The sequence below is a fragment of the Pseudomonas sp. 91RF genome (genome assembly GCF_003576265.1).
Lineage (GTDB): Bacteria > Pseudomonadota > Gammaproteobacteria > Pseudomonadales > Pseudomonadaceae > Aquipseudomonas > Aquipseudomonas kribbensis.
The window spans coordinates 93,429-118,016 of the sequence record NZ_QWFC01000023.1 but is presented as its reverse complement, the minus strand read 5'-3'; the positions used below and the strand labels follow the sequence as shown (position 1 = coordinate 118,016).

The 24,588-nt window shown below is 60.0% G+C and carries 21 protein-coding genes and 1 riboswitch; of the genes, 13 read left to right on the top strand and 8 right to left on the bottom strand.

Features of this window, described 5'->3' with window-relative positions; genetic code table 11:
- The first annotated feature begins 104 nt into the window (after positions 1-104).
- From DXT77_RS10420 to DXT77_RS10405, 4 genes are all read left to right on the top strand, one after another.
- Positions 105-1,100 (top strand): metalloregulator ArsR/SmtB family transcription factor, encoded by a 996-nt coding sequence (locus DXT77_RS10420; protein ID WP_119427570.1) that lies wholly within the window; start codon positions 105-107, stop codon positions 1,098-1,100.
- 18 nt (positions 1,101-1,118) lie between these two features.
- Entirely contained in the window at positions 1,119-2,309 is a 1,191-nt protein-coding gene (gene metK, locus DXT77_RS10415) for a methionine adenosyltransferase (RefSeq protein WP_011336330.1), read from the top strand.
- Between the two features lie 143 nt (positions 2,310-2,452).
- Complete coding sequence (gene ligB / locus DXT77_RS10410) at positions 2,453-4,132, top strand: NAD-dependent DNA ligase LigB (protein WP_119427569.1); 1,680 nt, start codon at positions 2,453-2,455, stop codon at positions 4,130-4,132.
- A 96-nt stretch (positions 4,133-4,228) separates the two neighbouring features.
- Positions 4,229-4,624, top strand: a complete 396-nt coding sequence (locus DXT77_RS10405) for a DUF1090 domain-containing protein (protein ID WP_085731609.1) — start codon at positions 4,229-4,231, stop codon at positions 4,622-4,624.
- 52 nt (positions 4,625-4,676) lie between these two features.
- Here DXT77_RS10405 and DXT77_RS10400 read toward each other — a convergent pair whose 3' ends face one another.
- Positions 4,677-5,126, bottom strand: a complete 450-nt coding sequence (locus DXT77_RS10400; RefSeq protein ID WP_119427568.1) for a cytochrome c — start codon at positions 5,124-5,126, stop codon at positions 4,677-4,679.
- A 128-nt stretch (positions 5,127-5,254) separates the two neighbouring features.
- On the opposite strand from DXT77_RS10400, the gene DXT77_RS10395 reads away from it, so the two are divergent.
- Entirely contained in the window at positions 5,255-6,427 is a 1,173-nt protein-coding gene (locus DXT77_RS10395; RefSeq protein WP_119427567.1) for a murein transglycosylase A, read from the top strand.
- Positions 6,428-6,540: 113 nt separating this feature from the next.
- On the opposite strand, the gene DXT77_RS10390 is transcribed toward DXT77_RS10395, so the two are convergent.
- Both DXT77_RS10390 and DXT77_RS10385 read right to left on the bottom strand, forming a co-directional pair.
- Positions 6,541-6,924 (bottom strand): MAPEG family protein, encoded by a 384-nt coding sequence (locus DXT77_RS10390; protein WP_119427566.1) that lies wholly within the window; start codon positions 6,922-6,924, stop codon positions 6,541-6,543.
- Between the two features lie 35 nt (positions 6,925-6,959).
- The gene (locus tag DXT77_RS10385) at positions 6,960-7,793 is read right to left on the bottom strand and encodes an EamA family transporter (protein WP_119427565.1); all 834 of its coding nucleotides are present in this window, start codon (positions 7,791-7,793) and stop codon (positions 6,960-6,962) included.
- Between the two features lie 239 nt (positions 7,794-8,032).
- On the opposite strand from DXT77_RS10385, the gene DXT77_RS10380 reads away from it, so the two are divergent.
- On the top strand, positions 8,033-9,298 hold the full coding sequence (locus DXT77_RS10380; protein ID WP_119427564.1) for a sodium:proton antiporter: 1,266 nt from the start codon (positions 8,033-8,035) through the stop codon (positions 9,296-9,298).
- Here the strand turns inward: DXT77_RS10380 and DXT77_RS10375 are convergent, their stop codons facing one another.
- Positions 9,299-10,186: a formate/nitrite transporter family protein gene (locus DXT77_RS10375; protein ID WP_119427563.1), complete on the bottom strand. Its 888-nt coding sequence runs from the start codon at positions 10,184-10,186 to the stop codon at positions 9,299-9,301.
- A gap of 172 nt (positions 10,187-10,358) precedes the next feature.
- Positions 10,359-10,766 carry an acyl-CoA thioesterase gene (locus DXT77_RS10370; RefSeq protein WP_003229043.1) on the bottom strand — a complete coding sequence of 136 codons (408 nt, stop codon included), beginning with the start codon at positions 10,764-10,766 and terminating at the stop codon, positions 10,359-10,361.
- A 197-nt stretch (positions 10,767-10,963) separates the two neighbouring features.
- Positions 10,964-11,062, top strand: a riboswitch (S-adenosyl-L-homocysteine riboswitch).
- A gap of 22 nt (positions 11,063-11,084) precedes the next feature.
- Between DXT77_RS10370 and ahcY the strand changes: the two genes are divergently transcribed.
- The 4 genes from ahcY (at position 11,085) to DXT77_RS10350 (ending at position 16,601) form a co-directional block, all read left to right on the top strand.
- Positions 11,085-12,494, top strand: coding sequence for an adenosylhomocysteinase (ahcY, locus tag DXT77_RS10365; protein WP_085709106.1), 1,410 nt, complete (start codon positions 11,085-11,087; stop codon positions 12,492-12,494).
- Positions 12,495-12,683: 189 nt separating this feature from the next.
- Entirely contained in the window at positions 12,684-13,529 is an 846-nt protein-coding gene (gene metF / locus DXT77_RS10360) for a methylenetetrahydrofolate reductase [NAD(P)H] (RefSeq protein WP_114886047.1), read from the top strand.
- 168 nt (positions 13,530-13,697) lie between these two features.
- Positions 13,698-14,510: an ABC transporter substrate-binding protein gene (locus DXT77_RS10355; RefSeq protein ID WP_119427562.1), complete on the top strand. Its 813-nt coding sequence runs from the start codon at positions 13,698-13,700 to the stop codon at positions 14,508-14,510.
- 222 nt (positions 14,511-14,732) lie between these two features.
- On the top strand, positions 14,733-16,601 hold the full coding sequence (locus DXT77_RS10350; protein ID WP_119427561.1) for a DEAD/DEAH box helicase: 1,869 nt from the start codon (positions 14,733-14,735) through the stop codon (positions 16,599-16,601).
- 69 nt (positions 16,602-16,670) lie between these two features.
- Here the strand turns inward: DXT77_RS10350 and DXT77_RS10345 are convergent, their stop codons facing one another.
- Positions 16,671-17,264, bottom strand: a complete 594-nt coding sequence (locus DXT77_RS10345; RefSeq protein ID WP_085731599.1) for a YceI family protein — start codon at positions 17,262-17,264, stop codon at positions 16,671-16,673.
- Positions 17,265-17,295: 31 nt separating this feature from the next.
- The gene (locus DXT77_RS10340; RefSeq protein ID WP_119427560.1) at positions 17,296-17,847 is read right to left on the bottom strand and encodes a cytochrome b; all 552 of its coding nucleotides are present in this window, start codon (positions 17,845-17,847) and stop codon (positions 17,296-17,298) included.
- Positions 17,848-18,270: 423 nt separating this feature from the next.
- On the opposite strand from DXT77_RS10340, the gene DXT77_RS10335 reads away from it, so the two are divergent.
- Positions 18,271-20,043 (top strand): anti-phage dCTP deaminase, encoded by a 1,773-nt coding sequence (locus tag DXT77_RS10335; RefSeq protein ID WP_218568652.1) that lies wholly within the window; start codon positions 18,271-18,273, stop codon positions 20,041-20,043.
- Between the two features lie 262 nt (positions 20,044-20,305).
- Here DXT77_RS10335 and DXT77_RS10330 read toward each other — a convergent pair whose 3' ends face one another.
- Complete coding sequence (locus tag DXT77_RS10330) at positions 20,306-22,102, bottom strand: flavin monoamine oxidase family protein (protein WP_119427559.1); 1,797 nt, start codon at positions 22,100-22,102, stop codon at positions 20,306-20,308.
- Positions 22,103-22,325: 223 nt separating this feature from the next.
- Here DXT77_RS10330 and DXT77_RS10325 point away from each other — a divergent pair, with 223 nt between their 5' ends.
- Positions 22,326-23,732, top strand: a complete 1,407-nt coding sequence (locus tag DXT77_RS10325) for an adenosylmethionine--8-amino-7-oxononanoate transaminase (RefSeq protein WP_114886054.1) — start codon at positions 22,326-22,328, stop codon at positions 23,730-23,732.
- Between the two features lie 136 nt (positions 23,733-23,868).
- A complete protein-coding gene (locus tag DXT77_RS10315; RefSeq protein WP_114886056.1) occupies positions 23,869-24,588 on the top strand; it encodes a 16S rRNA (uracil(1498)-N(3))-methyltransferase in 720 nt (239 codons plus the stop codon).

The following is a 24,588-nucleotide window of genomic DNA, read 5'->3' as shown; positions in this document are numbered from 1 at the left end:
GGTCAGTGAGAAGTGCAATAAAAAGTGCCACCCATCGAGCAATATCAAAACTTTTTGATATTGGCCTTGCGGTGTTTTCCGGCCGTCTCTAGACTGCTGGCCCTATGAACTTACGCGTGCCTTCCATTCGCCATGACGATTGCGACGAGCTGGCGGCCCTGTGCAAGGCCGGCGGTGATCCGCTGCGGCTGAATGTATTGCGCGCCCTGACCAACGACTCGTTCGGCGTACTGGAACTGGCGCAGATTTTCGATATCGGCCAGTCAGGCATGAGCCATCACCTTAAAGTGCTGGCGCAGGCGGATCTGGTGGCAACTCGCCGCGAAGGCAACGCGATTTTCTATCGCCGCGCCCTACCCCACACCGAGTTACTGGGCGGCAAGCTGCACGCGGCGTTGTTAGAAGAAGTCGACAATCTGGCACTGCCGGCCGACGTGGAAACGCGGATCGCACAGGTCCATGGGCAACGCGCGGCCAACAGCCAGGACTTTTTCGCACGGGTAGCAGAGAAATTCCGCGCCCAGCAGGATTTGATTGCCGGCCTGCCGCAGTACCGTGAAAGCGTGCTGGCCTTGCTCGACAAACTGAATTTCGGTGGCGCTGCCTCGGCCATCGAAGTCGGCCCCGGCGATGGTGCTTTCCTGCCGGAACTGGCGCGTCGCTTCAGCACCGTAACCGCACTGGACAACAGCGCGGCGATGCTCGAACTGGCACGCCAGGTGTGTGAACGTGAAAAGCTGACTAACGTCAGCCTGCAATTGGCCGATGCATTGGGTGGCGTGAGCCTTCAAGCCGATTGCGTAGTTTTGAACATGGTGTTACACCATTTCGCCGCGCCGGCCGAAGCGCTCAAGCACATGGCCGGCTTGCTGCAACCGGGCGGTAGCCTGCTCGTGACAGAGTTATGTAGCCACAACCAGAGTTGGGCCAGGGAGGCCTGCGGTGATCTGTGGTTGGGGTTTGAACAGGACGATCTGGCCCGTTGGGCCACCGCTGCGGGACTCGTTCCCGGGGAAAGCCTCTATGTAGGCTTACGTAATGGTTTCCAGATTCAGGTCCGCCATTTTCAGCGGCCGGCTGGCGACACTCACCATCGGTAAATTCAGGAAAACATCGAGATGAGCGAATACTCCCTCTTCACCTCCGAGTCCGTGTCCGAAGGACATCCGGACAAAATCGCCGACCAGATTTCCGATGCAGTGCTGGACGCCATCATCGCCCAGGACAAGCACGCACGCGTTGCGGTGGAAACCCTGGTCAAGACTGGCGTGGCCATCGTTGCCGGTGAAGTGACCACCAGCGCCTGGGTCGACCTGGAGCAGATCGTTCGTGACGTGATCTGCGACATCGGCTACACCAGCTCCGACGTCGGCTTCGACGGCGCTACCTGCGGCGTGATGAACATCATCGGCAAGCAGTCTCCTGACATCAACCAGGGCGTTGACCGTGCCAAGCCTGAAGATCAGGGCGCCGGCGACCAGGGCCTGATGTTCGGCTACGCCAGCAACGAAACCGACGTGCTGATGCCGGCACCGATCACCTTCTCGCACCAGCTGGTTCAGCGCCAGGCCGAAGCCCGTAAATCGGGTCTGCTGCCTTGGCTGCGTCCGGACGCCAAGTCGCAAGTGACCTGCCGTTACGAAGGCGGCAAGGTTGTCGGTATCGACGCCGTGGTCCTGTCGACCCAGCACAACCCTGAAGTGTCGTACAACGACCTGCGCGAAGGCGTGATGGAGCTGATCGTCAAGCACGTGCTGCCTGCCGAACTGCTGAGCAAGGACACCCAGTTCCACATCAACCCGACCGGCCAGTTCATCATCGGCGGCCCGGTTGGCGACTGCGGTCTGACCGGTCGCAAGATCATCGTCGACAGCTACGGCGGCATGGCCCGTCACGGCGGCGGCGCGTTCTCCGGCAAAGATCCATCGAAGGTTGACCGTTCGGCTGCCTACGCTGGGCGTTACGTTGCCAAGAACATCGTGGCTGCCGGCCTGGCCGAGCGTTGCGAGATCCAGGTTTCCTACGCGATCGGTGTGGCCCAGCCTACTTCGATCTCGCTGAACACCTTCGGCACCGGCAAGATCAGCGATGACAAGATCATCAAACTGGTCCGCGAAGTGTTCGACCTGCGTCCATACGCGATCACCACCATGCTCGACCTGCTGCACCCGATGTACCAGGAAACCGCAGCCTACGGCCACTTCGGCCGCGCTCCGCAGACCAAGACTGTTGGCGAAGATACCTTCTCCACTTTCACCTGGGAAAAAACCGACCGCGCCGACGCCCTGCGTTCCGCTGCCGGCCTGTAATTTTCCTGGCGGTACAAGAAGCCCCGCACGGTTCGCCGTGCGGGGCTTTTTCATGGTCGCGAAACACCCGGCAAAACAGCCGACCGGCCCGCTGAAAAATCCCGGCTAGCCTTCAGGTATCTCCCTGAGCAAGGACGCTCACGATGCCTGCCACACTGCGCCTGTTTTGCATTTTCCTGCTGTTCTCCGCCCACCTCGGCGCCTTCGCTGGCGATTGCCCCACTTGGCCAGCGGACCGGGCCCGAAGCGAAATCACTGCCCTGCAACAGCAGATCGATCAATGGAACGACGCCTATCACCGTGAAGGCCGATCACTGATCGCCGATGAACTCTACGATCAGTCCCGCACCCGGCTCGGCGAATGGCGCCAGTGCTTCAAACATCCTTCACCGCCCAAGCCGTTACGGACTGCGGCTGGTCCGGTCGCACATCCGATCGTCCACACCGGCCTCGACAAGCTTCACGACGCTACAGACATCGAAGCCTGGCTGCGCGACCGCAAGAACGTCTGGGCACAACCCAAGGTCGATGGCGTGGCCGTCACGCTGATCTATCGTGCCGGGCGGTTGCAACAGGCGATCAGTCGCGGCGACGGAATACGCGGGCAGGACTGGACTGCCTCGGCACAAAAGATCAACGCCATTCCCCGACAACTGACCCAACCGCTGGATATGTCGGTACAAGGCGAACTCTATTGGCAACTGAACGACCATATCCAGGCTCGCGCCGGCAGCGCCAACGCCCGTGCAACGGTCGCCGGCCTGATGGGACGCAAGGACTTGAGTGCCGAGCAGGCAGCAGGCATCGGGCTTTTTGTCTGGGACTGGCCGCTGGGACCGAGCAGCCTGACAGAGCGAATCACGGGGCTGGCAACACTGGGCTTCGCCACGACAGAACCTTACAGCCAACCCGTCAGTGGTCTTGCCGATGCGCAGCAATGGCGCGATCACTGGTATCGCTCGCCACTGCCCTTTGCCAGCGACGGCATCGTCCTGCGTCAGAGCCAGCGTCCTGCTGCCGAACGCTGGCAGGCGCGCCCGCCTTACTGGGCCGTGGCCTGGAAATACCCGTTTGCCCAGGCGCTGGCCGATGTGCGCAAGGTCGATTTCAAGGTCGGCCGAACCGGGCGCATCACCCCTGTACTGGAACTGACGCCGGTGATGCTCGACGACCGCCAGATCAGACGGGTCAGCGTCAGCTCGCTCAAGCGCTGGCAGGAACTGGACATTCGTCCCGGCGATCAAGTGGCGATCAGCCTGGCCGGTCTGACGATTCCGCGACTCGACAGCGTCGTGCTGCGCAGCACGGAGCGTGTCGAATTGAACGTTCCTCTCGCCAGCGACTTTCACCCGCTAAGCTGCTGGCAACCGACGCCCGGGTGCGAGAGTCAGTTCCTCGCGCGCCTGGTCTGGCTTGGCGGCAAGCAAGGGCTGGCACTGCCCCATGTCGGTCGCGGCACGTGGGAGAAACTTCTGGATACAGGCCAACTGAACAACCTGCTGGATTGGTTGGCCCTCGACGAGCCAGAGCTTGCTAAGATTGCCGGCCTCGGCGAGCGCAGCAGCGCCCGCCTGCTCCACAGTTTTCACAGTGCTCGCCAGCGGCCGTTCACCCAATGGCTCAAGGCCTTGGGGCTGCCGCCGACCGGTCAGGCCTCTTTGGCTGATTCATGGCAAGCGCTGGCACAACGAAATACCGAACAATGGCAGGCAGAACCCGGAATCGGCCCCGGTCGCGCGGCGCAATTGAGCGCTTTTTTCCGCGACCCGCAGGTGCTGGCCCTGAGTGAAACCTTACGCGCCGCCGGAATCGACGGTTTCTGAACATGCATCCCGGCAAGCCGGGAACCCAACGGTCGCCGAAGCGCTCCAACAGCGCAGTGCTTTCCCGACCCGATTGCCTTTGCACATGGAGCTTTTATGAAATTTCTCGCACCGCTCGCCATGCTGACTCTTTGCGGCGTAATGGCCGCACCCGCGATGGCTGGCGAAGACGCCCCGGGCCTGACCGGCTGTGCCGCCAAGAAGCAAGGCATCATCAATCAGATCGAACAGGCCAAATCCCGTGGCAACGCCGACCAGCAGGCCGGCCTCGAAACCGCTCTGCGCGAAGTCACCGAACACTGCACCGACGCCGGCCTGAAGAAGGAACGTGAAAACAAGGTGCTCGACGCCAAGCACGAAGTGAGCAAGCGCCAGGCCGATCTCGACAAGGCCATGAAGAAAGGCGACCCGGAGAAGATCGACAAGCGCAAGAACAAACTCGCCGAGTCGCGCAAGGAATTGCAGGACGCGCTGGACGAACTGGACAAGTAATCCGCCAGGCAACGTGCGGTGAAAGAGTCCTCTCCGTCACCGCACCTCAGGATCAATGATCCCGAAACTCTTTATGACAGGCACTGCAGGCATCTTCGACCCTCTGCACCGCCGGCCCCAGGTTGCTGGCCTTGTACGGCTGGACCTTGCTGGCGATCACCAGTTCACCGGTGGCCGTCTCAAGGGTCCGGGCCATTTCCTGGAAACGCGCCTGCCGCTGCCAGACATCGTCCTTGGCGCTGGTGTGATCTTCTTCACGCACCGACGGGAAATGCTTCCACGGCTCATGGGACAGCGCATCGAGCTTGACCGCGCCTTCCGTGAATTTCGGCCCGTCGAAGGGGATGCGTCCGCGCAGCATGCCGCCCAGGTCTTCGCCGGTCTTGAGCATCTGCTTGAAGATCGCCTTGCGCTGACCCAGCGGGGAATTCGGGTCGACACCGCCGCAGGCGGACAAGGTCAGACAGGCCAGCAATACAACAGAAAGTCTTTTAAGAGTCATGGTGGCTTCAGGTCACGGAATTCGGCGGCCAGTATCCTCGCGTCACCGCCAAACACCAATAGCCCTATTAATAATATGGGTTGCAGGCGCGCATGGAGCACGCCTGCAACCGACACAGGAAAATCTCCATGAACAGCCGTTTCAAGGCCTGGCGTCACCCGCTCATCGCAACCCTGCCGCTGCTGGCCATTCTTGCCGGCTGCACCGGGGGCGACAGTGCCAAGCCGAAAACCCACGCCCTGGCCACTTACTCCAGCGCCACCTGGGAAGCCCTGCCTGCGGTTTCCGACAACGATCTGGTGGCCGGTTTCGGTTCGTGGCGCAGCGCCTGCACCCGGCTCAAGGCTGACCCGATCTGGGGCGCCACCTGCGCGGCGGCGGCCAATGTGCCGCAAAGCGCTGGCGACATCCGCACGTTCCTCAAGCAGCACCTCGATGTGTTCGGCCTGCGCGCCGAAAATGACAACCCCAACGGTCTGATCACCGGTTACTACGAACCGGTCTATCCCGGCAGCCTGACGCAAACCGCGACCGCCAATGTGCCGGTGTACGGCGTGCCCGAAGACATGATCATCGTCTCTCTGGACAGCATTTACCCGGAGCTTAAAGGCAAGCGCCTGCGCGGTCGCCTCGAAGGTCGCGTGCTGAAACCTTACGACGACGCCGCGACCATCGAGAGCAAAGGCGTCAAGGCGCCCGTGGTGGCGTGGCTGACCGACCCGATGAACCTGCAATTCCTGCAAATCCAGGGTTCAGGGAGGATTCAGACCGACGACGGCCGGCAACTGCGCATCGCCTACGCCGACCAGAACGGCCACCCGTACCGGCCGATCGGCCGCTGGCTGGTGGAACAGGGCGAGTTGAAGAAAGAAGACGTGACCATGGGCGCAATCAGCAACTGGGCCAAGGCCAACCCGTCACGCATTCCGGAATTGCTGGGCAGCAACCCGAGCTATGTGTTCTTCACCCGCAACCCGGACAGCAACGAAGGCCCGCGCGGCTCGCTGAATGTGCCGCTGACCGCCGGTTACAGCGCGGCGGTGGATCGCAAGGTGATTCCGTTGGGCAGCCTGTTGTGGCTGTCGACCACCCGCCCTGACGGCACGGCACTGGTACGCCCGGTGGCCGCGCAGGACACCGGCGGCGCGATCGCCGGCGAGGTTCGTGCGGATCTGTTCTGGGGCACCGGCGATGCCGCCGGGCAACTGGCCGGCGACATGAAGCAGCAAGGGCAGATCTGGATGCTCTGGCCAAAAGGCGCGGCATTGCCGCAAGTGCCGCAGGTTGAAGATAAACCCTGACCACGACTTCGGCGGTCAGACCGCCATCGCCAGCAGGCTCGCTCCCACAGGGAAATGCACTCAAGTGTGGGAGCGAGCCTGCTCGCGATGAGGCCAGTGGCAGCACTCAATAATCAGACCGAAACGAAGAACAGACTGGCAATCAGCCCCATCCCGACAAACCACACCAGCGACCGCAGTATCGCCCAGTCCGCCAGATAGCAAATGATGTACAGCAGGCGACTGGTGATGAACAGCACTGCCAGCACATTGACCGTCACCAACTGCGCCGTGCCCACCAGGTGCGCAACGATCACCGCCGCCGCAAAGGCCGGCGTCACTTCAAAACTGTTCAGTTGCGCCGCGTGGGCCCGTCGGGCCACGCCATTCAGGCTTTCCAGAAAGTCCCGGGGATCGTGATTGTCGCTGAGCCGGTAACCACCGACAGCCTTGGCCACGCCCGTGCACACATAGGGCAGAAAGATCGCAATGAAAACGCACCACAGAGCCACCGTCATAACGCCGTCCTTTTTCAGTTTTTAGAGTTGGCGGGTCAGAACTTCATCACCAGCATGCCGATCAGCACCAGCCCACAGGCTAAGAGCCGTGGCCGGCCAAAAGGTTCTTTCAGGTAGCGCATGCCGAACAGCACCACCAGAATCACGCTGATCTCGCGCAACGCCGCCGCTTCGGCAATCGACCCCAGTTGCATCGCCCACAGCACCAGAGCGTAGCTGAACAACACGCAGAACCCGACCGCCAGTCCCAGCTTCCATTGTTCGCGCCAGAACTGCAGGAATGCCGGCCGTTTGGCCACACACGCCAGCAGCGGGAACGGCCAGGCGCTGAGCAGCGTGACCCAGACCAGGTAATCCAGCGGATGCGACCAGCGCCGCAAGGCCTGCCCATCGATGTAGGTGTAGCAGCCGATGCACAAGCCGATCAGCGCCACCACTGGCAGCATCGACCACGGCAGATGTTTCCCGCCGCCGCCCTGCCAGAGCAGGCAGGCCATGCCCAGCGGGATCAGCATGATCCCGAAGATCTGCTGAGTGGTCAGCACTTCGCCGGCGAAGATCAGGGTCAGCGCCAGTACCACCAGCGGCGACAATCCACGCATCAACGGATAGACCAGCCCCAGGTCGCCGACGCGATAAGCCTGGATCAACAGATAGCGATAAAGCAGCTCGAACGCCGCCGACGCCAGAATCCACGGCCAGATTTCCGGCGGCGGCAGGCTGATGAAAGGAAACGCCAGCGCGACGAACAACAGCGCCACGGTGTCCATGCAGGCCACCACCAGCAACCGCTCGGCGCTGAATTTGATCAGGGTATTCCACGCGGCGTGCAACAGCGCCGCCACCAACACCAGAGCTGTCGCCAGCACGTGTCACTCCTTCATTCTTGTTTTTGAACCCGAGCCATTTGATCAGGTCTTTGCTTCGCGATGTGTCAGGCGCTGTTTATACGTCAAGCGACCTCGCCACACCCGGTTGCGCACAGACAAATGCCAAAAAAATCCTGTCCGGGACACACAATTGTGCCCCCACCCAGTGTCTACCCATCCAACCCTTGCGCCCATGAACAGGCGCGCTGTCTTTTCACCCCCCATCCAAAGGACCCCGGATGCTTGAACTTGTCGCCGCTTTCATCTGCCTCACCACCCTTCTCACTTTCGTGAATTTCCGCTTCATCGGTTTGCCTCCGACCATCGGCGTGATGGTTACCGCACTGATGTTTTCCCTGTTGCTGCAAGGCCTGAGCCTGCTCGGCTATCCCGGCCTCGAAGAGCGCGTGCAGCAACTGATCGGCCAGATCGACTTCGGTGATCTGCTGATGAACTGGATGCTGTCGTTCCTGCTGTTCGCCGGCGCCCTGCACGTCAACCTGAACGACCTGCGCAGCTACCGCTGGCCGATCGGCCTGCTGGCAACCTTCGGCGTACTGATCGCCACCGCCGTGATCGGCAGCCTCGCCTACTACATCTTCGCCCTGTTCGGCTGGCACGTGAGCTTCCTTTACTGCCTGTTGTTCGGCGCGCTGATTTCCCCGACCGACCCGATCGCGGTACTCGGCGTGTTGCGTACCGCCAATGCCTCGAAACCGTTGAAGACCACCATCGTCGGCGAATCGCTGTTCAATGACGGTACCGCCGTGGTGGTGTTCACCGTGTTGCTGGGCATCGCGCAACTGGGCGAAACCCCGACCATCGGCGCCACCGCCATGCTGTTTGCCCATGAGGCCATCGGTGGCGTGCTGTTTGGCGGGCTGATCGGTTATCTGGTGTACCTGATGATCAAGAGCATCGAGCAGCACCAGATCGAAGTCATGCTGACCCTGGCGCTGGTGATCGGCGGCTCGGCAATGGCCACCGAGCTGCACGTTTCGGCGCCGATTGCGATGGTGGTCGCCGGTCTGATCATCGGTAACCTGGGGCGCAACCTGGCGATGAACGACATGACGCGCAAATACCTGGACGGTTTCTGGGAATTGCTCGACGACATGCTCAACGCCCTGCTGTTCGCGCTGATCGGCATGGAGCTGTTGCTGCTGCCGTTCAACTGGCTGCACGTGGCGGCGGCAAGCCTGCTGGCGCTGGCGATTCTGCTGTCGCGCCTGCTCACCGTGGCCCCGGCCATCGTTCTGTTGCGGCGCTGGCGCACGGTGCCGCGCGGCACCATTCGCATCCTGACCTGGGGCGGTTTGCGCGGCGGCGTTTCGGTGGCGTTGGCCCTGGCCCTGCCGCTGGGCGCGGAACGCGATCTGCTGCTGAGCATCACCTACATCGTGGTGCTGTCGTCGATCCTGTTGCAGGGTCTGACGATTGGCAAACTGGTCAAGCACGCCACCCGCGATGAGCCGGCAACCGCTGCCGAACCTGCGCACCACTGATCATTTCCTGATCCGCTGCGGGTCGGGCTTTTCCGCCTGATCCGCAGACTCCTTCGGTTTGCCGCTTTCGCTGCGGATCTGCGCATGGCTGATCAGAGCGAAGATGAAACTGCCGCCGATGATGTTCCCCGCCAGGGTCGGCCCGGCAAACACCGCCCAGAAATCGCTCCACGGCAACTCGCCGGCAAACACCAGATACGATACTTCCGCCGAACCCACCACGATATGCGTGAAGTCGCCCAGCGCCATGAGGTAGGTGATGAGGATGATGATCCACATCTTCGCGCTCTCCATGGACGGGATCATCCAGACCATGGTGGCGATCATCCAGCCGGAAACGATGCCCTTGGCGAACATCTGGCTTGCGTGGTTTTCCATGACCTTGCGGCCGATTTCGAGGAAGGCGGCGTCGGTCTTGCTGTCGAAGATCGGCAGTTCGAGCATCACATACGCCACCAGAATCGTGCCGCACAGGTTGCCGAACAGCACGACTGTCCAGAGCCGGATCAATCGGCCGAAATTGCCGAGCGTCGGTTTGGTCATGACTGGCAGAACAGCGGTCAGGGTGTTTTCGGTGAACAACTGCTGGCGTGCGAGGATCACCGCGAGGAAACCGGCGCAATAACCGAAGCTGGCGATCACCTTGAACTCGTCGCCCTCGGGCAACCGCGAATTGAGCAGGCCCATGCCCATCAGCGACAGGCCCATGGTCAGCCCGGCCGCCAACGCCGACCACCACAACGCGGCGATGCTGCGCTCCAGTTCCTGGTCGCCCTGGGTGCGGATGATTTCATGCAGGACCGCCGCCCGGGGCGGCTGGCTTTTCTCGACTTCGTGTTGTTCCTTGGCCGAGAGGTCAGGGGTCTTGCCGTCTGTTGGCGTGGTCATGGCTTGGCAACCGAGGGGGGCTTTTAGCTACGACCCCTGCGGTTCATGGCTGTTCAGTAGCCAGATAAATCTTCATTGCCTGCCACATCGCTTTCGCGAGCAGGCTCGCTCCCACAGGTAAAACGCAATCCATGTGGGAGCGAGCCTGCTCGCGATGAAGCCACCGCCAATGTCACTTGGTAACGAGTTCGTCTTCCTTGAACTGGTCTTTGACGTACTTGATCTCGGTCCGCCCGTGCGGCGCCGGCAGGCCGTCTTCGCCGAGGTTGACGAAGACCATCTTCTCGACGGTCAGGATGCTCTTGCGGGTGATTTTGTTGCGCACTTCGCAGGTCAGGGTGATCGAGGTGCGGCCGAACTCGGTGGCGGTGATGCCCAGTTCGATGATGTCGCCCTGGCGCGAGGCGCTGACGAAGTTGATCTCGGAAATGTACTTGGTCACCACGCGCTGGTTGCCCAGTTGAACGATGGCGTAGATCGCCGCTTCTTCGTCGATCCAGCGCAGCAGGCTGCCGCCGAACAGGGTGCCGTTGGGGTTGAGGTCTTCGGGTTTTACCCACTTGCGGGTGTGGAAATTCATCTTCACTCCTGAGCGTCTTGCCGAATGATGGGGCCATCTTGGCAGACTGAGCGGTCATGCTCCATGAGGCTTCTACTATGGTCGCGATTGGCGATCTTCATCTGGCCGACAGAAACCCTTTGGAAGATCAGTCTAGACGGCTATAATCGCCCCCGTTTCAAAACGGTAACGTTCGCTTGATACCGTTTTCCCGCCACCTGTCCGAGGGGCGCTGCAGCAGGTTCAACCTGTCAGGCTCGGATGGGGCGTTGACTGGCTCAGGCCGGACACTAAACGCACAACGGCGCCCATTCGCATACATTACGAATGGAGGCTCTCATGAGCGCTGTTATCACGCCTGCAGATTTTAACGATTACAAAGTTGCCGACATGTCCCTGGCTGCCTGGGGCCGTCGCGAAACCATCATCGCCGAGTCGGAAATGCCGGCCCTGATGGGTCTGCGTCGCAAATACGCTTCCGAGCAGCCGCTGAAAGGCGCAAAAATCCTCGGCTGCATCCACATGACCATTCAGACCGCCGTGCTGATCGAAACCCTGGTTGCCCTGGGTGCCGAAGTACGCTGGTCGTCCTGCAACATCTTCTCGACTCAGGATCAGGCTGCTGCGTCCATCGCCGCTGCCGGCATCCCGGTTTTCGCCTGGAAAGGCGAGACTGAAGAAGAGTACGAGTGGTGCCTGGAGCAGACCATCCTGAAAGATGGCCAGCCATGGGACGCCAACATGATCCTCGACGACGGCGGCGACCTGACCGAGCTGCTGCACAAGAAATACCCACAGGTTCTGGACCGCGTTCACGGCGTGACCGAAGAAACCACCACCGGCGTACACCGTCTGCTGGACATGCTGGCCAAGGGCGAACTGCGCATCCCGGCCATCAACGTCAACGACTCGGTGACCAAGTCCAAGAACGACAACAAGTACGGCTGCCGTCACAGCCTGAACGATGCCATCAAGCGCGGTACCGACCACCTGCTGTCCGGCAAGCAAGCGCTGGTCATCGGCTACGGTGACGTGGGCAAGGGTTCGGCCCAGTCCCTGCGTCAGGAAGGCATGATCGTCAAGGTTTCCGAAGTTGACCCGATCTGCGCCATGCAGGCCTGCATGGACGGTTTCGAACTGGTTTCGCCGTTCATCGACGGTATCAACGACGGCACCGAAGCCAGCATCGACAAAGCGCTGCTGGGCAAGATCGACCTGATCGTGACCACCACCGGTAACGTCAACGTTTGCGACGCAAACATGCTCAAAGCCCTGAAGAAGCGCGCCGTTGTCTGCAACATCGGTCACTTCGACAACGAAATCGACACCGCTTTCATGCGCAAGAACTGGGCATGGGAAGAAGTGAAGCCACAGGTACACAAGATCCACCGTACCGGCCCGGGCGCTTTCGACGCGCAGAACGACGACTACCTGATCCTGCTGGCCGAAGGCCGTCTGGTGAACCTGGGCAACGCTACTGGTCACCCAAGCCGCATCATGGACGGTTCGTTCGCCAACCAGGTTCTGGCGCAGATCTTCCTGTTCGGCCAGAAGTACGCCGACCTGTCGCCAGCCCAGAAAGCCGAGCGTCTGACCGTTGAAGTACTGCCGAAGAAACTCGACGAAGAAGTGGCCCTGGAAATGGTTCGCGGCTTCGGTGGCGTGGTCACTCAACTGACCAAGCAACAGGCTGACTACATCGGCGTGACCGTCGAAGGCCCGTTCAAGCCGCACGCTTACCGCTACTAAGAGCAGCTGCGAGCTTCAAGCTTCAAGCGGCAAGCAAGGCCACAAGCCGGGCTTGCCGCGCGAAGCCCGAAAGCTCCGCCCCTATTTGTCAAAACAGTGTCAGGCCGCAAGCTTCAGGCACAAGAGACCGGCGCACCTCCGCTGCTCTTGCAGCTTGAAGTTTGCAGCTTGTAGCTGGAGGTCCCCTCGATGTCCCAAGACCGTCGCTACAGCTTCGAGTTCTTCCCGACCAAGACCGATGCCGGGCATGAAAAACTGCTCGCCACTGCACGTCAGCTGGCCACCTACAATCCGGATTTCTTTTCCTGCACCTACGGCGCGGGCGGCTCGACCCGTGACCGCACGCTGAACACCGTGTTGCAGCTGGAAAGCGAAGTCAAAGTACCCGCCGCACCGCACCTGTCGTGCGTCGGCGACAGCAAGGACGACCTGCGCGGCCTGCTGAACGAGTACAAGGCTGCCGGCATCAAGCGCATCGTCGCTTTGCGCGGCGACCTGCCGTCCGGCATGGGCATGACCAGCGGCGAGCTGCGTCACGCCAATGAACTGGTTGAATTCATTCGTGAAGAAACCGGCAATCATTTCCACATCGAAGTCGCCGCTTACCCGGAGATGCATCCGCAAGCGCGCAACTACGAAGACGATCTCGCCAATTTCGTGCGCAAGGCCCGTGCCGGCGCCGACAGCGCGATCACCCAGTACTTCTTCAACGCCGACAGCTACTTCTACTTCGTCGACCGTTTGCAGGCGCTGGGCGTGGACATTCCGGTCGTGCCGGGGATCATGCCGATCACCAACTACAGCAAACTCGCGCGTTTCTCCGATGCCTGCGGTGCGGAAATCCCGCGCTGGATCCGCAAGCAACTGGAAGCCTACGGCGATGACAGCCAAAGCATTCAGCGCTTCGGCGAGCAAGTCGTCAGCGAAATGTGCGAACGCCTGCTGCAAGGCGGTGCGCCCGGCCTGCACTTCTATTCCATGAACCAGGCCGAACCTAGCCTGGCGATCTGGAACAACCTGAAGTTGCCACGCTGAGACCGCTGTACGCTTCAAGCTGAAGGCTTCATGCAACAACAGAAGATCGCAAGTTTCGACAGCTCCTGGTGGGTTGTCGCAACTGCGATCTTTTGCTTTTAAGGCCCGAAACAGAGCTTCTGCAGGCAGTTTCTGGCTCTTTGGCGTTTCTCGTCGTAATCTCAAGTCATGCCTTTGATCACGCAGTTATTCGCCGTGCTGGTTTTTGCTTGCCTGAGCTTTGCGGCTCGAGGCGAGAAGCTGCGTATCGTCACCGAACCGTGGGCGCCATACGTTTACGAAGAGAACGGCAAGAACCTCGGGCTGGACTACGAAACCACTGCCATCGTGTTCAAACGCCTCGGCATCGATGTCGAGTGGCAGTTCCTGCCGTGGAAGCGTTGCCTGTCGATGCTCGAAACCGGCCAGGCCGACGGTGCGCTGGACATCTTTCACAGCGACGAACGCGACGCCACCCTGCTCTACCCGAGCGAACCGCTGTCGGACGTCGAGTTCGTGATGTTCTACGCCAACGAACGACCGCACCCGTTCCGCACCCTGCAAGATCTCAAGGGCCTGACCATCGGCACCTCTCCGGGTTATCTGTACAGCCCGGACTTCAGTGAATCGCCCCTGTTCAACCGGGAACCGGCCCCAACCCACGAAGCCAATTTCGGCAAACTGGTGCGCGGGCGCATCGACCTGCTGATCACCGATCGCCGCGTGGGTCAGCATTTGCTGGATGAGCTGAATATCCGCGATCAGATCACCGAAAACCCCACCGTCATCAGCCGCCAGAGCCAGTTTCTGGCCGTGCGGCGCAATGCGGGGATGGATTTGCTGGTGCAACGCTTCGGCGCCGAGCTCAAGCGTTTCAAGCGCGAACCGGCCTATGCCGAGCTGAGCGCGCGCTACGGTGCAGCCCCGGTTTCGGAAAAACCCTTGAGCAGCGCCACCGCCAGCGGCAAAACCGTTGAGCAGCAGGAAAGCGGCGCGCGGTGATTGCTCTGTTATACTCCGGCGTTCCCGCCAGGCTCACGCCCGGACGCCCGGAACCGTAACAGGCCTCCCGACCCGCTACAGCGCAGCTTTTCAGCCCGCGCGAGCGCTCCGGACGTGCCTTCGGAACCGCAGCAGGACCGGACGGGATTGCGTCCTCTTAAACGCCATTCGCGCCAGGCAAGACTCCCATTGGGCCAAGCCCTAACTAAAACAGGATTACTCATGTCCTTTGCTTCCCTCGGTCTCTCCGAGGCTTTGGTCCGCGCTATCGAAGACGCGGGCTATACCGAGCCTACTCCGGTGCAACAGCGGGCCATTCCCGCCGTGTTGCAAGGTCGCGACCTGATGGTTGCGGCACAGACAGGTACCGGTAAAACCGGCGGTTTCGCCCTTCCGATCCTGGAGCGGCTGTTCCCCAACGGTCACCCGGACAAATCCCAGCGCCACGGCCCGCGCCAGCCGCGCGTCCTGGTCCTGACCCCGACCCGCGAACTCGCGGCCCAGGTACACGACAGCTTCAAGATCTACGCCCGTGACCTGAAATTCGTCAGCGCCTGCATCTTCGGCGGCGTCGGCATGAACCCGCAGGTTCAGGCCATGTCCCGCGGTGTGGACGTACTGGTTGCCTGCCCGGGCCGTCTGCTCGACCTGTGCGGCCAGGGCAGCATCGATCTGTCCCACGTTGAAATCCTCGTGCTGGACGAAGCCGACCGCATGCTCGACATGGGCTTCGTCCATGACGTGAAGAAAGTCCTCGCCCGCCTGCCGGCCAAGCGCCAGAACCTGCTGTTCTCGGCGACCTTCTCCAAAGACATCACCGACCTTGCCGGCAAGCTGCTGCACAACCCGGAACGCATCGAAGTGACGCCGCCGAACACCACGGTCGAGCGCATCGAACAACGCGTCTTCCGCCTGCCGGCCAGCCACAAGCGTACGCTGCTGGCCCACCTGATCACCGCCGGCGCGTGGGAACAGGTGCTGGTGTTCACCCGCACCAAGCACGGCGCCAACCGTCTGGCCGAGTACCTGGACAAACACGGCCTGCCGGCTGTGGCGATCCACGGCAACAAGAGCCAGAACGCCCGCACCAAAGCCCTGGCCGACTTCAAGGCCAACCAGGTACGCATTCTGGTTGCCACCGACATCGCGGCGCGCGGCCTGGACATCGACCAGTTGCCACACGTAGTCAACTTCGAACTGCCGAACGTCGATGAAGACTACGTGCACCGTATCGGTCGTACCGGTCGTGCCGGTCGTTCGGGCGAGGCGATCTCGCTGGTCGCGCCGGACGAAGAAAAACTGCTGAAAAGCATCGAACGCATGACCAAGCAGAAAATCGCCGACGGCGACCTGATGGGCTTCGATGCCAGCACCATCGAGGCCGAGAAGCCTGAAGTGCGCGAGCGTCCGGACATGCGCAACCCGCGCAACGGTCGTGGCCCGCGCGGCGACGGCCCGAATGGCGGCGGCGGTGGCGGCGGTCGTAAAGACAAAGGCAAGGACAAGGGCAAGGAAAAACCTGCCGGCGAACGCGGTGAGCGTCCAGCCCGTCAACAGAAACCGCGCGAAGGCACCCCGGCCCGCGAACAGCGCCAGCCAAGCCAGCCGCCACGTGCTGCGGCTGATCGTGCACCGGACGAGTTCCTCGACGACGATATCGATAACTTCGGTAATCGCGTTGACTACGTGCCGAAGCAGGCACCTGCCGGTGGTCGCAACCGTCGCCCGGGCGCTCCGGCGCAAGGCGCAGGTTCGGGCGCTCCACGCGGTGGTCAGTCGCAAGGTCGTCAGAACGGCCCGCGCAACAGCAACGGTTCGAGCACCGGCACCCCGCCGGGCAAACGCAACGGCCCGCGCAACGGAGCCCCGCGTGACGGCCAGGGTCGTCGTGACGAAAACTCGCGCAACCGCCGTCCGGCCCGTGACGATCAGCAACGTGCCGAACCGGCCGTGCAGAACCCGCGCAGCAGCGGCCCGAAGATCATGCACAAGGAATCGAAAGCCGACCGCTTCCCGACGCCTGAGCAACTCGATCAACTGCCAAGCCGCCCACGCGGTGAGAAACCGGCCTTGCTGACCCGCAATCGCTGAGTTTCGACAAGGCAATAAAAAACGCCCCCGGTCGCAAGACCGGGGGCGTTTTTGTATGTCTGGCGAAAATTACTTCGCTTTGACACCTTCGAACGAGATGTACAGGTCGACTTTGTCGGACTGTGGACCCAGGTCCATCATCTTGCCGAAATCAGAACGCTTGATGCTGGTGGTGCCTTCGAAGCCGGCACGGTAGCCGCCCCATGGATCCTTGCCTTCACCCAGGAAAGTGGCCTTGACCACGATCGGCTTGGTCACGCCGTGCAGGGTCAGGTCGCCGGTCACGTCGGCAGTGTCTTTGCCATCGGCGTTCTTGCCGGTGGATTTGACGCTGGTGGAGACGAACTTGGCGTCAGCGAATTTGCCCACGTCCAGGAAGTCTTTGCTGGCGATGTGCTTGTCACGCTCGGCGTGGTTGGTGAACACGCTGGCGGTCTTCACGTCGAACTCGATCTTGCTGTCTTCAGGCTTGGCAGCATCGAAGCTGAACTTGCCGCTGATGTCCTTGAAGGTACCGGTGATGTAGCTGTAGCCCAGGTGGCTGATCTTGAAGTCGACGAAGGCGTGCTGGCCTTCCTTGTCGACGGTGTAGTCAGCGGCCATTACGTTGGCGGACAGCACGGCGGAACCGATTGCCAGAGCGGCCAGAGTCTTTTTCAACATGCTTTCTTTTCCTTTGAGTCGAGGTTGAGCTTCAGGCTTTGCGACCGAGCATTCGAGTGAGGGTCGCATCACGATCGATAAAGTGGTGCTTCAATGCTGCCAACGCATGGAGGCCGGAAAAAATTACCAGCGCCCACGCCAGGTACAAATGAATCACCCCGGCGGTATCTGCCTGATCCGGTAGTCCGGAAACCAGTGCAGGAACTTCAAACAGGCCAAACACCGGAATCCCGACACCGTCTGCGGTGGAAATCAGGTAACCGGCAATCATCACGGCGAACAGCGCAAGGTACAGAAACCCGTGGCCGAACCTGGCGCCGATGCGGGTCATGCGGCTGTAGCTCTGCAGCGTTGGCGGCGGTGGGCTGACAAAGCGCCACAGCACCCGCAACACCATCACAGCCAGCAGCACCAGACCGATGCTCTTGTGCAGATCCGGCGCGTCTTTGCGCCAGGTGCTGTAGTAATCCAGCCCCACCATCCACAGACCGAGCGCAAACAGCCCGAAGACTGCCAGCGCCACACCCCAGTGCATGAAGATGCTGACCCAACCGTAGCGCGAAGAAGAATTACGTAGCTGCATTGCCCAAATCCTGTGAGAACTGCGAACCAAGACTAGCGAGTTATCTATCGAATTAAAGCGGAAAATTTCGCTTTGAAATATCGAGAAATACGATCAAGAGCTTCTGACTGTCGCGTTAAGGAAAGATTAACCCATAGCAAAATCACACGTCTTAGCGAGAAAAATCATACAAATCCAGCACCCACTCACGTAGTCGCTCATCAGAAAATTCTTCAATTCATTTAGGAATTCGAGGCGATTTGAGTGGGATAGCAGGACAGAAGCTAGGCGTTTTTTTGACCATCGGAACAAAAACCTTGAGGGGGCTTTCGCATCTGGACCTATGACAGAGTGGCTACTACTCTCAGGTGGGGCAAACGTAAGTCCATTGTCCAACAGTTGGAACAGTGCCTGACGGACCGCAATTCAACACAGGGAAAACAGATGCGTTTTGACGGCGAACTCGAAGAATTAAAGCAAAAATTAAACTCTCTCCAGCATGCTGGAGAATGGAGAGTCGTCAACCAAAACCAATATCAATTCAGAGCCAATAGCAAAGGAATCATGAATTGGTTCCCCTCAACGGGGAGCATCACATTTCAAGGAAACCCGAGATCCGCCGAACAATTAAGACTACTTGTTGAAGGATTACTGATCAGCGGCACAGATTCTGAACACCCATACATCGAACAAACTTCGATAGAGGTAGAAACTGCTTTCGCTGAACTATCAACAAGCTCGACAGAGACAGGCGCATATTTCCTCGATGACTCCTACTCAGACTCTGAGTTGGTTATCGGCCTGGTTGGCACGATCGGTACCAACCTAAACGAAATTGCAAGACTCATAGAGGAACGGCTTTACAAATTCAACTACACAACAGAAAACATAAAAATCTCTACGGATATAATCTCTACATTAGGCTCCCCACTTTCAAGCACAGATGAATTTGGCAGGATCAGTTCTTTCATGGAGGAAGGGAACAACCTTAGGAAAAACAGCAAAGACAATTCAATACTTGCTCTCGGCGCTGCTGCCAGGATCAACCTTCTACGAGGCAAGCAAGAAGCCTTGCGCAGAAAAGCTTTTATTATCAACTCACTGAAGAACCCTGCCGAAGTACAAAGGCTACGAAAAATATACTCGAACGGGTTTTTCTTAATTGGCGTCCACGCTGACCACACAAGACGGCATGACTATTTAACAAAAGAAAAATCGATCCCCGAGGAGCAAGCCTCTAAATTGATCGACAGAGACGCGGACGAACGCGATGACTATGGCCAACACACGAAGGACACCTATCATTTATCCGACTTTTTCATCGACTACAACGGCAACTCCGACTCACTGAAAAAGCAGATATGGCGAGTTTTTGATCTGCTTTTTGGCAAGCCATACGTAACGCCAACATTCGATGAATACGCAATGTTCATGGCATTCTCAGCGTCATTAAGATCTGCTGATCTTTCTCGACAGGTGGGTGCAGTTCTAACGAAAGACAGATGCATCGTCTCAACAGGTGCTAACGATGTACCAAAAGCACATGGAGGGCTGTACTGGCCGGAAGTAGACGACGTCACTCAGGAAATCGTTGACGCAAAGGATGGTCGCGACTACATGAGAGGAGAAGACTCTAACGCCACACAGAAAAAATTAATTATCGACAGCATTCTTGAAGTAATCCCAGAAGAATACAAAGAAAAACTAAAACCCTTGATCAAGGGCAGCAAAATAAAAGACATCACCGAATATGGAAGAGTTGTTCATGCAGAAATGGAGGCACTTCTTTCAAGCTCAAGGCTAGGAATTAGTACATATGGTAGCGATTTATACTGCACGACATTCCCCTGTCACAATTGTGCAAAGCACATTGTGGCTGCTGGAATCAAGAGAGTTGTATACGTTGAGCCATACCCGAAAAGCAAAGCACTCGACTTTCACTCAGATTCCATATCACTGAATCAAAGAAGCAGCAACGTTGTATTTGCACCGTTTATCGGAGTTGGCCCACGCAGCTTTTTCAACCTATTCTCCACTAACCTCGGTAGTGGCTATCCAGTAACCAGAAAATCCGAGGATGGTCAGGCTCTTGACTGGAATGAGTCCGATGCTAAATTACGCACCCAAATGCTGCCTTGCTCGTACATTGAACGCGAAACCATAGCTGCAACCCTTCTATCAAGGTACCTAGAGGAAAGCCAAAATGACGCCCACTAAAGAAGAGTTTCTCAACCATTTAGCGGAATCTCGCCGTACCGTTGAGCAATGGCCTTCTTGGAAGCAAGAGGCACTCAAAGCGTCTCCTCAGCAGCATTCGTCTTCATCAGCTCCATCTTCTCAGCACAAAGAAAAGCGCTGAACCATCTCCCGGCTCTCATCCAATGGAGCTTGAAGCCGGACCTAGGGCAGATTGACCAAAATGGTTAATCCATAAAAAAGCGCGGCCTGAAAGCCGCGCTTTTTCATTCACCGCAAAGCCTTACTGCGCTTTGGTGTCGCTCGCTGCCGCCGGGGCCGCAGCCGGTTTTGCGGCTGGCTTCTTGGCCGGTTCAGCCTTTTTCGCTGCCGGTTTGGCCGGGGCTTTTTTCGCCTCGGTCTTGGCCGCAGGTTTCTTCGCTGCCGGCTTGGCCGGCGCTTTCTTGGCTGGCTCGGCTTTCACCGGAGTCACTGGCTTCGGCGCTTCCACCGGGGCTGGCGCAGGTGCCGGAGTCGGTGCAGGCGCCGGAGCGGCTGGAGCAGGTGCCGGCTCTGGCGCTTTCACTGGCTCTGGTTTCTTCTCGTCATCCGAACCACCGAACAGGTTGGTGAAGAAGTTACCTTTCTTCGCCGCCGTGGCCGCACCCGCTGCACCCGCCGCCGCTGCTGCGGAGGCCGCTGCCGGGCCGACCTTGATCGGTTCGAAGGATTTGCCTGCCGCCAGGTCTTCAACCTGACTGGCCGCACGCTGACCGGTGCGCAGCGCGCCCTCCAGGGTGCCCGGATACAGGGTGTCGGTGTGCTCGCCAGCGAACGCTACGCGCTGCAGCGGACGCTCCCACAGGCGCCAGTATTTGCTGATCTGACCCGGGCCGAAGGCCAGGTACGAACCGCCAGTCGACGGGTCGGTGCTGTAGCGACGGATTTCATAACCGGTGAACGCGCCACGGGCCTGTGGATAAAACGCGTGCAGACGAATCAGCACCTGATCGACCATCTGCTTGTCGCCGAAGGCCTGCATGACGCGGGCGTTGTCGCCGGACAGGTTGATCACCACGTTGGCGCCGCCCTTCAGGGCCGGCTCGATCCACAACATGCCCAGCCCGGTGTTGCTGTAGATCTCGCCGGACATCCGCGCCTTGCTTTCCCAGACCGGCGTCTTGAACTTCAGCATGATCTGGTCGCGCCAGCCGTAGTTGGTGCCTTTGATCGCGGCCAGGTGCTGGGCATCCAGGGCCGGGGTCAGCTGAATCTTGTCGAGGGCGCGCAATGGCACCGCCAACACGACGTAGTCTGCCTGATAGCCCACGCCGCCGACCTTGACGGTCACGCCGTCCTTGTCCTGGACGATCGCGGAAACCGGCGAGCCGGTCTTGATGGTTTTCAGCTGTTTGACGAAGGCCTGGGCCAGCACCGGACTGCCACCGACCAGACGCGAAGCGCGCATGTCACGGTCGGATACGCCGCGATAAACGCGGCTCTGCTGTGCGTAGTACAGCAGCGACAGACGCGACGGTTCGTCGTAATGGGTGCGGATATCCTGGTTGATCAGCTGACGCGCAGTGGCGGGCAGGTTCTGCTTGTCGAGCCAGCTCGACACGTTGATCTGGTCCAACGCGTGCAGGGTGTTCGTCGCCGCCGGGTTCTGCGGATCGTCGATCGAACGCGCCAGATCGTCACGGGTTTTCTCGAAGGTTTTCAACGCCTGCGCGGTGGCCGGTTGCTTGGTGGCCAGGTCGGCGGCGGAGAAATACTCGCCATCGATCAGGTAACCCGGGGTACGCACGAATTCAGGGGCCGGCGTGGTGCTCAGCTTGAAAGTCGAGACGTACTTGTTCAGCACAGGCTGAGCCTTGTCGTTGCCGATCCACTCGCTGGTGGCCATGCCCGAGCGACCGCCCAGGCTCGGTTTGGCTTCCAGCAGCGTGACCTGCCAGCCTTTGTTCTGCAGTTCGTAAGCCGCGGTCAGGCCCGACAGGCCGCCGCCGATCACGATCGCGGTTTTATCCTTGGCCAGCGCCGTAACGCTGAAAAGCCCCAACACCACAAGCGCACAGGCGCGCAGCCAACCGACAGACATTCAGCGAACTCCGGAAAAACACGTAGGAAAAAGCAGTTTTGCGGGTCAGACGACCCAAAGAACCGCGAAGAATACGTCAGCCATCAAAACGCCGCCAGCGACGTCTATCGGCCCATACAAAGTAGCTCAATCGACGCAATGGGTTGTCCCGGCGCGACGCATTGCATAGGCTTGCGCGATTGTTTGCCCGCGCCTGACGCGAGCCGCCTCGAGGAGACTGAACATGGGCCTGAACAACCAGTGGATGCAACGCGATCTCGCGGTGCTGTGGCATCCCTGCACCCAGATGAAAGACCACGAACAGCTGCCGCTGATCCCGATCAAGCGCGGTGAAGGCGTGTGGCTTGAGGACTTTGAAGGCAAGCGCTACCTGGATGCCGTCAGTTCCTGGTGGGTCAACGTGTTCGGCCACGCCAATCCGCGCATCAATCAGCGCATCAAGGATCAGGTCGATCAGCTGGAACACGTGATTCTGGCCGGTTTCAGCCATCAGCCGGTGATCGAGCTGTCCGAGCGTCTGGTGAAGATGACGCCGGAAGGCCTGAACCGGGTGTTCTACGCCGATAACGGTTCGTCCTGCATCGAAGTCGCGCTGAAAATGAGCTTTCACTACTGGCTCAACCGCGGCCAGCCGAACAAGAAACGCTTCGTCACTCTGACCAACAGCTACCACGGCGAAACCATGGCGGCGATGGCGGTCGGCGACGTGCCACTGTTCACCGAAACCTACAAAGCCCTGTTGATGGACACCATCAAAGTGCCGAGCCCGGATTGCTACCTGCGCCCGCAGGGAATGAGCTGGGAAGAACACTCGCGCAACATGTTCGCGGCCATGGAACAGACGCTGGCGGAAAACCATGACAGCGTTGCGGCCGTGATCCTCGAGCCGCTGATCCAGGGCGCCGGCGGCATGCGCATGTATCACCCGGTGTATCTCAAGCTGCTGCGCGAAGCCTGCGACCGCTACGGCGTGCACCTGATCCACGACGAAATCGCCGTCGGCTTCGGTCGTACCGGGACCATGTTCGCCTGCGAACAGGCCGGCATCCGCCCGGACTTCCTGTGCCTGTCCAAAGCCCTGACCGGCGGTTATCTGCCGCTCGCGGCGTGCCTGACCACCGATGAGGTATACAGCGCGTTCTACGACGATTACCCGACCCTGCGCGCCTTCCTGCACTCGCACAGCTACACCGGCAACCCGTTGGCCTGTGCGGCGGCGCTGGCGACCCTGGATATTTTCGAACAGGACAACGTGATCGAGAACAACCGGGCGCTGGCGCAACGCATGGCGTCTGCGACCGCGCATCTGGTGGATCATCCGAATGTTTCGGAAGTCCGTCAGACCGGCATGGTGCTGGCCATCGAAATGGTCAAGGACAAGGCCACGAAAGAGGCCTACCCATGGCAGGAACGTCGCGGCCTGAAAGTGTTCCAGCATGCGCTGGAGCGTGGCGCGTTGCTGCGTCCGCTGGGAAGCGTGGTGTATTTCCTGCCGCCGTACGTGATCACCCCGGAGCAGATCGACTTCCTCGCCGAAGTCGCCAGCGAAGGCATCGACATCGCCACCCGTGACAGCGTCAGCGTAGCGGTGCCGAAGGATTTCCATCCCGGATTCCGCGATCCGGGCTGATTGCTTTCATGTGGGAGCGAGCCTGCTCGCGATGCGGATGCCGCGGACTGTCTGATATATCTCGCCGATCCAATCGCGAGCAGGCTCGCTCCCACAAAGTTGCACAACGAACAACGATCCTTTTCAGAGACTCCGAATGAGACTGTCCCGCTTCTTTATCGACGCCCCGCTCAGCACCGGCGAACACGAACTGCCGGAAGCCCAGGCGCATTACATCAGCCGCGTGCTGCGCATGGCCGAGGGCGATGCGGTGCAGTTGTTCGACGGTTCCGGCCACGAGTTTCGCGGATCGCTGGTGGAAGTCGGCAAGAAGCGTGTCGTGGTGCAGATCGACGAGCAGTTTGCCGGTCAGGTCGAATCACCGTTGCATATCCATCTCGGCCAGGGTCTGTCACGGGGTGAGCGGATGGACTGGGCGATCCAGAAAGCCACCGAGCTGGGTGTCAACGAAATCACCCCGATCTTCAGCGAACGCTGCGAAGTCCGCCTCAAGGACGAACGCGCCGACAAACGCCTGCTGCACTGGCGTCAGGTGGCGATCAGCGCTTGCGAGCAATGCGGTCGTTCACGGGTGCCGGTGATTCATCCGCCGGTGCTGCTGGCCGACTGGCTGAAACAGACCGAAGCCGAACTGAAACTGGTCCTGCATCCGGTGGCCGAGCCGCTGGTCAGCCATGCCAAGCCATCGACCCTGGCGTTCCTGATCGGCCCCGAGGGCGGCCTGTCCGACGCCGAAGTCGAGCAAGCCAAGGCCAACGGTTTCCACGCCGCCCGCCTCGGCCCGCGCGTGCTGCGCACCGAGACGGCGCCGGTTGTGGCGCTGGCGGTGGCGCAGCAACTGTGGGGGGATTTCTAA